Consider the following 14,358-nt stretch of genomic DNA (forward strand, 5'->3'; position numbering starts at 1 on the left):
CTTTAGTCAAAGAATCCTTCCTGCATCAGGCGGTGAAGCAATTCCCCGAGCAGACTGTTGGCCCAGGCGAACCAGGGTCTTGTATAGTTGGCCGGATTGTCCGGATCAAATCCTTCATGCATAAAGCCCGTGCCGCCATCGGTCTGCTGCAGCATATCCAGCAGCTCCCGGATTTCCGCCTGGTCATCTGATGTCAGCGCCTGCATCACGAGGCTGATCGGCCAGATATAACCCTTCGGCGTATGCGGACTGCCGATCCCCCTGGCATAGCGTCCCTCATTGTAATAGGGATTATCGCTGCTCAGCAGAAACCGTCTCGTATTCTGGTACACCGGATCACTCGCATCCGTATAACCGAGGTATGGAATGGAGAGCAGGCTTGGCACATTGGCGTCGTCCATCAGATTGTAATTGCCGAAGCCGTCTGTCTCATACGCATAAATGCGACCGTACTTCGGATGCAGAATAATGCCATAATTTTGAATGCCAAAATCGATCTCTTCCCGCAGCCCGGCAGCCAGCCGCACAAATTCCGCATCCTCCCAGACTGTCTCTGCAATCTCTTCGAGGTAGCGCAGCACGACCACCGCAAACATGTTGGAGGGAATCAAGTAGCCGAATGTACACGCATCATCGCTTGGCCGAAAACCCGACCAGGTCATCCCCGTATAATTCACCGGCATCCCCATCCGGTTGTTGCGCAGCGTATCGCTTGGCGGGCAATCTGTACGGGCAAAACGATATGGGGATTCCTCAAAATGCCGCTGCTCCGTCCGCCACAGCTTCAGGATGATGTCCGCGGCGGCGCGGAATTTCTCCGTGAACACCTCTGCATGTCCGGTAGCCTTCCAATATAAATAAGCGAGCTGGATCGGATAACAGAGGGAATCGATCTCATATTTGCGTTCCCAGATCCATGGCGTCAGTTCGGTCAAGTCTTCATCATATCGGTTATTGTTCGGTTCGGCGTTGAAGGCATTGGCATAAGGATCAAGGTGAACACAATCGATCTGCCTGGCGATCAGGCCTTCCAGAATCCCCTGAAGTTCCTCGTCCTGCGCGGCAAGCGGCAAGTAATGCCTCACCTGTGCGCTGGAATCGCGAAGCCACATGGCCGGAATATCTCCGGTAATTACAAATGCCGTTCCATCCGGCTGCATCGCAACAGTCGTCTCCAGCGTATTGGGGTAACAATTTCTGAACATCTCGCGCAGCTTCGGATACCCCGCGAGCCGCTGATCTGCTTCCCCAAGCAGTGAATGGACTGAACGTGGAAGCTGCATCATTATTCCACCCCTTTCTTCAATGGCTGTGCATGTCCGGCAACAAAGGCCCGCAACGCTTCTGCATCCGGTGAACCGGTGCTGCCGCCATATGCGCCGACTGACAGCGCTCCGCAGGCGTTTCCGTAACTCAGGCTGTCCCCGACACCCTGGCCGGTCAGAAACCCGAACAGATAACCGGCGTTGAAGCAGTCGCCTGCTCCTGTCGTATCGACGGCCTCTGCCGGATAAGCCCCCTGGCGGGTCAGAATGCCGTCCTTCATGACGGCGGCCCCTTTTGGCCCGAGCTTGACCGCGACGTGGCTGCAATATTGAGCCATATACCGCATGCTGTCCTCTATATCGTCAAGGCCTGTATAATGCAGCGCCTCGGTTTCATTCATCAGGAATACATCCATATAGCGCATCAGTTCGAAGACGCCCTTATACCACTCGCCGGAGTCATCCCAGCCCACATCGCAGGAGAGGGTAACGCCCTTCGCTTTCAGCGCCTTGGCCATCGCCATATACGGCTCATGGTTGCTCCTCCCTTTGTAGCCGGTCACATGGACATGGCGTCCCTCGGAAATTTGTTCCAAATCAAGCTGATCCATCCGCAGCTCCATGTTCGTTCCCGCATAGGTAATGAACGACCGGTCCGTATCCGGATTAAAGGCAATCGAGATTCCGGTCTGATGGAGCCGACTTGTTTTAATCATTCTGGTATCGATTCCATATTTGGCAAAATGAGCCCGTACATACTGTCCATACATATCATCGCCCAGTATTCCGTTAAAGGCGACGCGGAGGCCGAGCTTGGCGAGAGCGAGTGAAAAAACAGCCGCCCCGCCGCCAACATGCAACATCACATGATCCACGAGCACTTCCTGTCCGGGGAGGGGAATTTCATTCGCCCCTACAACGGTCAGGTCAATATTCGCATCGCCAATTACTACCGCATCAAATGTTTTCAACGTTGTCTCCCTCTTCCAATCCGCTATGATTAAACTTTCGTGCGGTTTTTGTATGGCTGGCAGCTGTTGCGCTCGACCAGCTTATGCTTTAGAATGACATCTTCTTGCGCGCCCTTCGGTTCATCTGAAATCAAATCCAATAACGTATCCACCGTCACCTTGCCCATCTCATCAATCGGCTGTTCCATGGAGGTCAGGCGCGGACGCACCAAATCTGTCAATTGGCTGCCGTCAAATCCGATGACCGAGATATCTTCCGGCACACTCAGGCCATGATCATGAATACAGTTCATCGCACCCACAGCCATATCATCACTGACAGCAAACACAGCTGACGGCCGCGGCTCGCATTTGAGCATTTCCTTCATGACGTTATAGCCGCTCTGCGGTTTGTAATCCCCGAAAAAAATATATTCTTCTTCAATCTCCAGGCCGCTGTCCTGAAATGCCTGCGTGTAGCCGACATACCGGTTCTGCCCCGAGGTCATATCCCGCATGTCCCCGCCGATAAAGCCAATCCGCTCATGGCCGAGCTGAATCAGGTACTGTGTGGCATCATAAGCTGCATGATAGTCATCGATAATAACCGAAATGAACGATTGGTCAACCGGCTTGACGCTGGAGAAAATAATCGGAATATCCAGCTTGCCGATCAGCTCGCGGATTTCATCATTCAGCTTTTCGTGCATGATAATAATGCCTTCCACCCGCATCTCCTTGAATACCTGCAAATACTTGTACTCTTTATCGATATCCTCAATGATGTTGCAGACGATAAGATTATAGCCGTTGAGGCTCGCGGTCTTCTCAATATTGCTGAGAATCGTTGAATAGAAACTGGACGTAATATCCGGGACAATGACCCCGAGCAGATTCGTCTTTTTGCGGACAAGGCTCCGTGCAATATGGCTTGGCGTATAGCCGAGCTCATCAATGGCCCGCCGGACTCTGGCCTTCAAGTCATCTTTTACGTATTTCTCATCATTTAATACTCTGGAGACCGTCGTCACGGATACGCCTGCCCTTTTGGCAACATCTTTAATTTTAGGCGCCATCGTTGTCACCCTACCTTCTCTAATAACTGGGTCTGTGCGTTAGCTTTTGACCGCCCCCTCCATAATTCCGGCGATGAACTGCCTGCTGACAATGAGGAAGAAGACAATCAGTGGAATTGTAGACAGCAAGGTTCCGGTCATAACCATGGAATAATCCGCCGTATGGACCGTTTTCAGCTGCTGCAACGCCAGCATTAACGTGAATTTCGAGGTATCCGTCAATACAATCAGAGGCCACAGGTAATCCTCCCATACGCCCATGAAGGTCGTAATTGCCAGGAATGCGAGCGCAGGCCGCAGTACCGGAAGGGCCACATGCCAGTAAAGTCCGAATTTGTTGCAGCCGTCGATGCGGGCCGCTTCCAGAAGATCATCATAGATCGCCAGCGCATACTGCCTGATCCAGAAGATCCCGAACGCTGTCGCGATGCTGGGCAGAATCAGCGCAATATAGCTTCCCAGCAAGCCCAGGTTCTTCATAATAATAAACTGCGGCACCAGCACCATCTGCCCGGGAATCATCATCGTTCCAATCAGAATAAAGAAGAGAACCTTCGAGCCCGGAAATTTGAACTTGGCAAACGTGAAGCCTGTGAGAGAATTGAAGAACAACTGCAGCGTTGTGCTGACAACAGCCACGAATACGGTATTGAGGAGCGCACGGAAGAAATTCATGTTTTGCATGACATTGTTGAAATTTTCCACGAAATAACTGCCGAAGGTCAGCTTGGGCGGAAAGGCGAACATTGCACTGGTCTCATTGGTGGCCATGACCACCAGCCAGTAGAACGGAAATATGGAAATCACGACACCAAGCAATAATACAGCGTGAAAAAAAACTTTCTTCGATAAGATTTCAACATTCATTTGCTGTTCACCTCTTTTCACTAATCCTCCGACTTGTTAAAGAACTTCCAGTTTACAATCGACAAAATCCCGATAATGACGAACAAAATCCATGACACAGATGCCGCATAGCCATAATGCTGGTAGTTGAAGCCTTCACGGAACATATAGAGCACCACTGTGTCCGACCCCGGATATGGCATTTGAGAGTTCCCTGCCAGAACCTGTGGTTCGGTAAAGATTTGAAAACCGCCAATCGTGGACATCATAACCGTAAACAGGATGATCGATCTGAGCATGGGCAGTGTAATCTTCGTAAAGGTCTGGAATGTAGTTGCCCCGTCCAGCTCTGCCGCTTCATACAAGTCCTTCGGAATCCGTTGCAGGCCGGACAGATAGATAATCGCGTTGTATCCCAGATATCTCCACGTAATCATCGATGCAATCGCCGTCCGGACTCCCGTGCTGGAGTTAAGCCAGGCGATCTTCTCCATGCCAAGTTTGACCAGGAAGAAGTTGATCAGCCCGTATTCATTCCCGAAGAGGGATTGAAAGATAATAACCACGGCCACCATGGCCGTAATGTTCGGCAGGAAAAAGGCGATCCGGAAAAAGCCTTTGAACCGGACCAGCGTATGGTTGATGAAAAAGGCGATGACCAGTGCGCAAATGAGCATGGGCACATTGCCCATTAGCCAGAGCGCGACGTTGTTCACCAAAGCCTGCCAGAAGGTCGGGTCATTGAACATATAGATGAAGTTGCCGACGCCGACGTACTTCATTTCCCCGATGCCGTCCCAGCTATGGACCGCCAGATACATGGAGAAGAACAGCGGGAACAGTCCAAAGACCAGGAACAGGATGTAGAAGGGTGAAATAAACAGGTACGACGTTCTGCTCTTGTAAATTTCTTTTAAAAGGGCTCCCATAGTATGCCTCCGTTAATAGGATGAGGCGGGGAGGCTCGTCCTCCCCCACCCTTTATTTGAGTCCAGCCGGATACTTGCTTATCTCGAAAGCTGGCGTTTGATCTTGGCTTGTGCTTCTTTCCAGGCTTGTTCAGGGTCTTTCTTGACGCCGTCCACTTCCTTGAGCGAATCAATCAGGGAATTCGCCACCATGTCATCCTGCGGATTCGTAGGTGCGATGATAACGTCCTTGGCCGCTTCGCCATAGACCACACTCAGATCCTGGCCGCCGAAGAAGTCATTCTTGTTCTCCATCTCCGGATTGTCATAGATCTCCGGCGTGGACGGATAGTTTCCGAATTCCTTATAAGCGGTCAGAAGGTTCTCCGGGCTGGTAAGGAATTGAATCACTTCATACGCTTCTTTCGGGTATTTCGTAGATTTCAGAGCACCGAAGAAGGAACCGCCCTGATTGCCCGGGCCTCCCGGCGGATACGCAATTCCCCATTTGCCCTTCGTATCCGGCGCTGCGCTCGTCAGGTCACCCACGACCCATGAAGCTCCGGCGAAAGAAGAAATTTTCCCGCCATTGATCGCTGCATTTTTCTCTGTATCATTGGATGTCTGGAAAGTCAGACCTTCCTGAAACGCTTTGACAGCTCCGTCCCAGGCTTTCTTGACAGCTGCCTGGTCGCCAATATAGTTGCCGTCCTTGTCGAAGAACTTCTCAGGGCTTTGTCCCAGCAGGAAGCCGAATACATCTGCGATCGTTCCTGTCTTGGTGCCTGTAGCTTCGTTAACTTTTTTCAGCAGGCTCAGGTAATCCTCATACGTCTTCACTTCATTGCGGATCGCTTCCGGAGTGCTAGGCACGCCAGCCTGTTGGAACAGGTCCGTGCGGTAGTAGAGTACTACTGGCGCAACGTCAATCGGCAGGCCGATCAGATATTTATTTTCAGCGTCGGTCGCCATCTTCCATTTCCAGTCCAGATATTTGGACTCAATATCATGTGCGCCCTGATCGTACAGGTTCACAAATTTATCTTTGTACGTAATCATCGAGGAAATCCAGGCATCCATCGCTACGATATCCGGGCCAGTACCGCCTCCGGCTAGCGTCGTTCTCAACTTGGTCAGGTAGTCGTCGCCAGATGGCAGCTTCTCCGCTTGCAACGTAATATTCGGGAATTTCGCCTTGGCAGCCTCGATCGTGGAGTCGGAGATCGCTCCGTTCCAATACCACATTTTCAGCGTAACCTTTTCATTTCCTTTGCTGCCGTCAGAGCCGTTCGTTCCTTGCGTGGGGCCGGAGTTCGAGCTGCATGCAGTCATGACAAGTATGAAGCAGAGTGCCAGCAGTGCGCTGGAGTAGGCTTTGAATTTCATCGGTGTGTTCCCCCTATTCGTATTCGGTAAGAAATTGAGTGAAACAAATCCTTCATTCTTCTTGCGCTTAGCATTGCCTTACTTGCTTGTTGTGATAAGTGAACTGAAGCTGTGGCGTTGACATCACCGTCCTTTCGCTGGAGTTAACAATGGGTGAGAAGTTAGGTCGCAGGCTCCTCTTAAGGGCCTGTCTGAGTTAAGATAACCAGACTGGGAAAGCTAGATTGAGAATAAGAAAATTAGATTAAGAAACTAGACAAGAAAATTAGATTACGGATTGAGAAGATGAAGCTGATGGTGACGATAAAAGTTAGACTTGAAAAGAAGATTTGAAAAGAGTCGTTAAGCAACAGTGATTTGAAGCACTCTGGTATCGATTCCATAATGGATTCAAATTTTCTGGTATCGTTGATCATATTGATGTTTAATCATATATGGAATCGATACCAGAATGTCGGATAGGGAATGTTCAATTTCACTCATTGAGCGATGATTTCGGATTGATCTGGAACCGATTCCAGATTTGAAGCCGACAAAAGTTTTAGTAGCGCTTTCATCGCTTGTGTTCATTATAATCGCTCGGGTGAAGTTTGACAATAGTATTTTTGGTGGCGTTTTCATGGTTTTTGGAGGGAATTAATGGGTTTGTCTAAGTTAAATGTTATAGAGTATAAATTTTAACTTTTGTTAGGACTCCACTACTTTAACTATGTATTCCCTTTAGCCAGATAAAAAGCTCAGGTTTACATTACCCGAGCTTTAAGTAGATATTATTATGTCTTTTTCACTCCTCGCCTAATACAATAACTTCCTACATCGCTTTATAGTTAACGATATAAGCTTAAAGTGGCCCCTTTAATTTCAGGCTTCTATGTTTAGGTTTCATATTACTTATCATATAAAGACGGACTTCAATCCTATCTAACTTAACTGACCCTAATTGAGAGTTTACCAGTACAAAGCGATCTTCGTTTCTGTATTTGACAAATAATATCTTCTGTATCAATTCAGGCTTATAAACTAATTCCAGTTTTGTATTTAAGTTGCTTTATCCGTGTGATATGCCTGAAATGCCTTCCCCAGTCTCACATGCAATAGATCCAAGCGTATTGAGTCTTCCAGTCGATGTATATTCAATAGTACTTCTTCAGCGGTCATTTCATCAAATTGTCCACCGTACTTGTAAATGTGATCAAACAGCGCAGATTGGCAGGATTCCAGCGTTTTTAACTGCTGATAACAACGATCTTCTTCTTCAACGTAATGATTGTACTCCTTCATTTGCTTCATCCCACTACCGTCCTGAAAAGAGGCATGGTGGAGCATACTGATTTTGACATTGCGATAAAATACATCTCTTCATACGGCAAGCCGCGGCTAAAACGCTGCTTAAACTGCATTTTCTTAAATCGCTTGTTTTTTTGTGTGGTTAAACCAACGTAATTACCTTGGTACGCTATTTGCGATAAAGACCCGTGCGGTAATAATCTCTTCAGTTTAAATACTTGCCAGGAAGCTATTGCATCACCTAGATTGGTATTCAATGTATTTCCTCCCCACTAAACAAAAAAATGAATTATCGAACCTCTTAAGAGGTTCATTTTCTAAATTATATACCTTTTAAGCGTGACAATCAATGATTTTTTAACTGCTTCATGTTATATTTATTGAATGACTATAGAACCCTTAAAGGTTAATACTGGGGGAGAATTTATGAAAATCAAAATTCGGTTAAAAGAGATTTTGGAAGAGCGCGGCATGTCCCAAAGAAAGCTGGCACGCCAAATGGGTTTAAGACCTAGCACGATTAATCATCTTTGCTCCGATTCTGTGGACAGAGTTTACATTCGTACTTTAGAGAATATTTGTGATGCGTTGGGGATTACCGTGGATGAATTACTTGTTTCTGTTGAGGAAGATGAAGTCGGTAGAAAGTAGTCTTTAACCTTGAAAATTGAATTTTTGTCGGTAAATTCATATATGCAAACCAACTGTCACTATAATAAAATGGGGCTTTGTGATCTTCCAAACAAAGCAAAAAAAATGGACGCAAATGCGTCCCACAGGTAAACAAAATTTATAACTACACTAGATGCCTTAGGCTTTCTAGGCGATCTTTAAGACGTGCGATCTCGAACTTACGTTTTTTAAACCACTCTTGCGACCAAATCCGATAAATCTTCCATCCGAGGCCTTCCAACACCTGTTGCCGAAGCCGATCTCTGTCACGGGCCACTTTTGAACTATGATATGCTTTTCCATCACATTCAATTCCAAGGATGAACTTATTACCGTCTAACGGATCAATAACAGCCAAATCAATACGATATCCTGAGCAGCCAACTTGTGTTTTCACTTTGTATCCCAAATTAGTTAGAACGGAATACACATCTTCCTCGAAAGGCGAGTCAAATTCAAGCTCTGAATGATTCGTCATGCTGATTGGTAATTTTCCATCGGTCGCTGCCTGCATGTAATCCCTGAGCAATCGAAGACCCGCATTGCCGCTAACTTTGACATCGGGCAGGTCAGAAGGTTTTAGAGAACTGATCAGCTTCATGTGATACTTTGCACGAGTTATTGCAACATTCAAGCGCCGTTCACCACGCGCTTTACTCAGTGGACCAAAGTTATAATGTAGAGACTGATCTGCCGCTTTCGCATAACCAACACTTAAGAAGATGACATCTCTCTCATCCCCTTGGACATTCTCCAAACTCTTGATAAAAAACTCCTCGTATGCGCCTTCCTGAAAGAATCGTTCGTAATGTGAATTGGCGTTTCTCAATATCGTGAGTTCCGATTCAATCGCAGACGCCTGTGCTTCACTAAATGCAATAACGCCCAGTGATTGATCCGGGTGATCTCTAAAGTGTTCAAATACGAGCTGCGCAATTTTTTCTGCTTCTTTCTTGTTTGTCTTGCTTTTACCGCGGTCATATATTCCATCTTCCACATACATGAACTCAGTTCCCAGATAAGGGCCGTTATCCGAACTTGGGAACGTAATAAGGTCATTACTATAAAACTCATGGTTCGAGAAAGTAATTAACGATTCGTGCTTACTACGATAATGCCATCTAAGTTTAATCGACGGAAGAACATGGGCACATTCATCTAGATACTCTCATATGTTATCTCTTCTTCCTCGTCTTCGTCAAAATCCTCCTCAATCATACTGCTTTGGAAGAAGTTTGTTGGAGGAAGCTGCTTCGTGTCCCCAACGATAATTACCTGTTTGCCACGAATAATCGCTCCGATTGCATCTTCAGAGAATATCTGGGATGCTTCGTCAAAAATGACTACATCAAATTGGATTTGGGATGCATCCAAAAACTGACTGACAGAAAGTGGGCTCATGAGAAGACATGGCTTAATTTCCATAAACAGTTGAGCTGTCAGGTTTAATAATTTGCGAATAGGATAGTGACGTTTCTTTTTACCAATTTCCACCTGAATCGTGTTAAGTTCTCTACGGTATGCCAAAGAATTTATCGCCTGGCTTCGGTTTTCATCCAGTTTCTCCCTAATTCGATGAACATTCAACTTATTGCTGGATGTATCTAATTCCCTAAAGTCTGAAACATCCTGATTCATCATGTCTGCATCAAAGTCATAAAGCAATGGTTCTTGTTTATAAATTTGATCCAGCCAGAGCTTAAAAAATCGCTTTTGAAATAGATCTTTAAACTTATACTCGCCAATTTCCTCCTGTTTAATAGCTAGCATAAATTGGTTTAGTCCGTTATCTGTAGCCTGTTTTTCAAGCCGCTGATATCTAATCCAATCTTCTAGAAGATCGATGGCGCTTAACCTCATCTCAGCAAAATGAATGAGCTCACTTAGAGCAATGCTTGAAAAATTAGCTTTAAAAATGACGGAGATAGTGAAATAAATATGAAAGTCTTTTTCGAGGATAAGAGTCTCCTCATACGCCCTTTTTGCTTCGGTGAGCACCCCTTTTAATTCGTTTTTATCCCTCTTTCCTTCTGCACCGACAAAATCAATTATCTGGTCTGGCATATCAACACCAACAAACAACTCGTGCCATTCATCAGTCCAAGCTAATGCATCAAAAATCTGTTCCCAATTCGTTGTATACCCAGTAAAATGATCTCCAAATACATACTTAAGATTTTCAAGTTCGCTATCCAAGCATTCCTTTAACCCTTTGATTTGAACTGCTTTTTCAAGTGCCGCTTTTGCCTCATAAATTGAAAGGCTTCTAATGAAATAGGGAGACACCTTTGCAAACCAATCTTGCCACTCCGTAACTTTCTGCTTTAACATCAAGAGTCTACTACTAAAAGCACTTATTTTCCAGAAATGCTCTACCCCTTCCAATCCGGAAAATGCTTTTGGGATTACTGCTATGTATAACAGCATATCCTTCTCAATTTTACTTATGCAGTTACGCAGCTCCGCCTCATCCAATGGAAAATGTAGTCCGCCCTGGAGCATTGCATTTTTGAACTCCTGATTTATTTCGATATTGTATCTATACAAGTTACCGAAGGCATCCATGAATTCAAGAAGCCTATCCCAATCCGTGTCCTTCCCCTTGAATGAATTACCCAGGACTTTGGTAGTATTTGTAATGTCATCTTCAACCTTATTGATTTCTTGGTTAAGCTCAATTAATCTTTTCAGGTCTTCCTTGAGCCCAGAGATGTTAAGATACATCGGATTCAGAAGATGGTTGGTGAATTCGTTAACAAACAAGTAATACGATTCAACCTTCCGCCACTCAACTTGTAAATTAGTATTCAATTCCTCCACATTCACCGTTGCGACGTTACTGCAAATTAAATTTATCAAGTTAGGGAATTCAGTTTGGAGCAATACAACTGTCTGCTGCAAGTCGTTACTTATTTGCTTCAACTGATTATAAGAAGCCAATAGTTGCTCCACTCTTCCCGCAGGTTGAATTAGCAGGTCTTTAAGCGAGACAGTAATGCTCTTGCCTTGATGCCACTCAACTATATCTCTTGTGACAGCCAGTGCCTGCTCAATCTGAGCCCAATTGGTATCAAACTCTTGATAATGCCAGCCAAACGATGTCTTAAAGTCACTCTCTTTTTGGGTAATTGACTTTTTATAGTCCATCACCCGTTTTATATTGCGGATATACTTGTGGAATGTATCGAAATCGATCTTATCGTTGGACTTCAAGTTAGCTCTGAGCCATTTCAAGTCCTTTTTATAAGTTCCATTAAAGATACGCATGTAAGATTGGTACTTGCTTTCACATCTTTCGAATATGTTATAAATTCTTTCATCGTAAATCTCTTCTTCAAATAATTTAAACGCCTTATTGTATTCATCCAGATACTTCCCGAAGATATCTTTTCCTTCTCGGACAACTGACTGAATATCGTGGTTAGTCTTTAGATTGAACCAACCCTCTTGCGGACGCAGCGATTTTTCAATTAAACCTACAACCAATCCAAGATTATCAACAGAAGATACATTATTAATTGGCATACCGAATATCTCTTCAAATTGAACTTTATAAATGTTAAAAAGTTTGATTTTTTGAAAGAGTTCGTTAAAAACTGACGTTAATTTAGATTTCTGGTCATACAATAAAATATCGCTTGAATCTTGATTTCGCTTAAATAAACCCAAATCACTTTCGTGGACTTCAAAATCAACCAATGCTTTTTCTGCGTTAATCTCTAAAAAAGACGGCATATATCTGGATAGCAAGTTCTGACGAACTGCTTCGATATCATCGTACTCACTCTTTATGTCTAAAACATACTTCGCAATTTCAGCAAAACTTTTTTCATCAAACCATTGCTCTGAAGGAGTGATTGATTTATTAAGCAAAGATATATACATTAACAAACGTTTCAACTCTTCTAAATTTTCAAGTTGAAAAATACCTAGCTGGGAAGCTGTTTCGGTATAACTTGGAATCATGTTTACAACGGCAACAAAATCGCCGATACTTTGTATAATTTCACTCTGGTTCAGTAGGATCTCTGCTCTTATTTCCTCTGGAAAAACTGAAACAAGCTTTTCATTCTTCACAAACAAATACTCAACCACTTGGTCTAGCTGCTCATCCTCAAGCACGCTCTCACTTAACTGTTCAAACAATTTCTTTTTTTCATCCAAGAAGGTAGAGAAGCGTTCTTGGTAATCCTTCGCGTCAGAAACAATCTGCATAATGTTCTTCTTATCAAACCAACCAACTGGCGGCATTGGTGAATGGATTGCCATATCCAAAATATCAATAGCTTTTTTGAGATTACTCAATGTTTCAACTTGAATGCCAACAGTTTCTTTTATATAAGAAGCTGATGTAATTGAATGATTCAGTTGCTTTATCAGCTCTTTTAAGAAATTATTGACACGTGATTTTAACTCGAGGGAAAAGTTTTCATGGTTAAACCCTTCCCATGGATGAAAAACCGCATTGTAAACTGTATTCCTATATCGCTCAAGATCGGTCAGGAACCTGTAAATGTATTCGAGTTCTGTATTTGGATCAATTTTAAAATCGACCATCAATTCAGGGACTTCTTCCAATTTGGACAGTATACCGTGAATTTCGAAAGTCGTTTTTCCGTATGGCCCTCTTGTTTCATGTATCTTCTCAGCATATGTATTTAGCTTTTCCCGAATGACATTGATCTGTCCATACACGTCATTTGGAATTCTCTCTTTCGATGGACGCTTACTAAGGACATGATTTAATTCATCCAGCACCTGTCTTTTATTTGCTTTTTGGCTGTGCATTTCAAGACAAAAATCCCCAAGCCCTTCTTTCTCAATCCGCGTTTTAACAACATTGAGTGCCGCCATCTTTTCACTAACAAAAAGTACTTTCTTATTGTTGGCTAAGTTCTCTGCAATGATATTTGAAATGGTTTGGCTTTTACCGGTTCCTGGTGGACCCTGAAGTACAAAGCTCATCCCATTTTTGGCTGCCAAAATGGCCTGTTGTTGGCTTGAGTCGGCATCTAGAATATTAAAAATCTCTTGTGATGGAACATCGCGATCCATTGAGGACTCATCGGGAATACGTGTATGATCGAATATTTGCGTTTTACTTTCCTCATCTAACACACCCGCAATTTCCCTTATCAATGGGTGACTTTCAATTAAGTCTTTGTAGGTTTCCATATCCTTGTACATAACCAGCTTGTTAAATGAGAATGACGACAAATAAACGTCTTCTTCTATGCTCCAATCTTCAAGATTAGCAATATAATTACGCACCTCTGCCCAAAGCTCAGCTACATCAAGATCTGATTTGTCCTCTGGCAACTCTGGGATGCTAATTCCATGATATTCATGTAACATATGCGCAAGAAAAGGATTTACCACGATGTCGTCATCAAACAGAGACAAGGAAAATGGGTCATTCGCACTAATTCTCTTTATAGTCACAGGCACAAGCAGTAATGGAGCCAAAAAGAATTCAGAAGTCGCAGCTATTTGTGTTTCTTTCCATTTTAATAGGCCAAAAGAAAGATACGATGTATTGATGCCTTGTTCGCTCATCCGTTTTTTTGCATCTGTTCGCAACTTGTTAAGAATTTTTTTGTAACTCTGAGTTATCTCTGCAATCTGTTTTTTCTTATCCAAATCCTCCAGTATTGTGGATGCTTGAATTTTTGCAATTTGATCAGTAAATGGAGTAGACATCTTTTCACAATCTAATTGTTCTTCGTTGTCTACAAGCAGTTTGAACAAACTCGACGGACTTTCTTGAAACCTAACACTATTTGTACTTTTGGGTTTAAAATTGAGAAGTGAGTTTCTTTTGCTCATATCAATTAGGTTCTTTTTCCAAGTAGCAATCCTACTACTAAGAGGATTTTCAAGTTGATTTACCATGTTTTTTCACCTTCGCACCTTGGGATTTGAAGAAAATAGACTTAGTATTATTTATCCAGTTCTCTTTTTAGGAAAA

11 protein-coding genes are annotated in these 14,358 nt (G+C 44.0%); 1 reads left to right on the forward strand and 10 read right to left on the reverse strand.

Annotated features, from left to right (window positions below):
• Positions 1–2: 2 nt before the first annotated feature.
• From H583_RS0100805 to H583_RS0100840, 8 genes are all read right to left on the reverse strand, one after another.
• Complete coding sequence (locus H583_RS0100805) at positions 3–1,286, reverse strand: glycoside hydrolase family 125 protein (RefSeq protein WP_028558805.1); 1,284 nt, start codon at positions 1,284–1,286, stop codon at positions 3–5.
• Positions 1,286–2,236 (reverse strand): carbohydrate kinase family protein, encoded by a 951-nt coding sequence (locus H583_RS31500; protein WP_051235808.1) that lies wholly within the window; start codon positions 2,234–2,236, stop codon positions 1,286–1,288. The genes H583_RS0100805 and H583_RS31500 overlap by 1 nt, the downstream gene beginning before the upstream one ends.
• Before the next feature lie 29 nt (positions 2,237–2,265).
• Positions 2,266–3,291, reverse strand: coding sequence for a LacI family DNA-binding transcriptional regulator (locus H583_RS0100815; RefSeq protein ID WP_028558806.1), 1,026 nt, complete (start codon positions 3,289–3,291; stop codon positions 2,266–2,268).
• Between the two features lie 39 nt (positions 3,292–3,330).
• Entirely contained in the window at positions 3,331–4,158 is an 828-nt protein-coding gene (locus H583_RS0100820) for a carbohydrate ABC transporter permease (RefSeq protein WP_051235809.1), read from the reverse strand.
• 20 nt (positions 4,159–4,178) lie between these two features.
• On the reverse strand, positions 4,179–5,066 hold the full coding sequence (locus H583_RS0100825) for a carbohydrate ABC transporter permease (protein ID WP_051235810.1): 888 nt from the start codon (positions 5,064–5,066) through the stop codon (positions 4,179–4,181).
• A 78-nt stretch (positions 5,067–5,144) separates the two neighbouring features.
• Complete coding sequence (locus H583_RS0100830) at positions 5,145–6,431, reverse strand: ABC transporter substrate-binding protein (RefSeq protein ID WP_028558809.1); 1,287 nt, start codon at positions 6,429–6,431, stop codon at positions 5,145–5,147.
• 1,038 nt (positions 6,432–7,469) lie between these two features.
• The gene (locus H583_RS0100835; RefSeq protein WP_028558810.1) at positions 7,470–7,721 is read right to left on the reverse strand and encodes a hypothetical protein; all 252 of its coding nucleotides are present in this window, start codon (positions 7,719–7,721) and stop codon (positions 7,470–7,472) included.
• A complete protein-coding gene (locus H583_RS0100840; RefSeq protein WP_028558811.1) occupies positions 7,718–7,975 on the reverse strand; it encodes a hypothetical protein in 258 nt (85 codons plus the stop codon). The genes H583_RS0100835 and H583_RS0100840 overlap by 4 nt, the downstream gene beginning before the upstream one ends.
• A gap of 169 nt (positions 7,976–8,144) precedes the next feature.
• Here H583_RS0100840 and H583_RS0100845 point away from each other — a divergent pair, with 169 nt between their 5' ends.
• Positions 8,145–8,369, forward strand: coding sequence for a helix-turn-helix domain-containing protein (locus H583_RS0100845; protein WP_028558812.1), 225 nt, complete (start codon positions 8,145–8,147; stop codon positions 8,367–8,369).
• Positions 8,370–8,514: 145 nt separating this feature from the next.
• Here H583_RS0100845 and H583_RS0100850 read toward each other — a convergent pair whose 3' ends face one another.
• Both H583_RS0100850 and H583_RS0100855 read right to left on the reverse strand, forming a co-directional pair.
• On the reverse strand, positions 8,515–9,522 hold the full coding sequence (locus H583_RS0100850) for an AAA domain-containing protein (RefSeq protein ID WP_081666920.1): 1,008 nt from the start codon (positions 9,520–9,522) through the stop codon (positions 8,515–8,517).
• 26 nt (positions 9,523–9,548) lie between these two features.
• A complete protein-coding gene (locus tag H583_RS0100855) occupies positions 9,549–14,282 on the reverse strand; it encodes a DUF4011 domain-containing protein (RefSeq protein WP_028558814.1) in 4,734 nt (1,577 codons plus the stop codon).
• Between the last annotated feature and the right edge of the window lie 76 nt (positions 14,283–14,358).

This window comes from Paenibacillus pinihumi DSM 23905 = JCM 16419 (genome assembly GCF_000422505.1).
Classification (GTDB): Bacteria; Bacillota; Bacilli; order Paenibacillales; family Paenibacillaceae; genus Paenibacillus_D; species Paenibacillus_D pinihumi.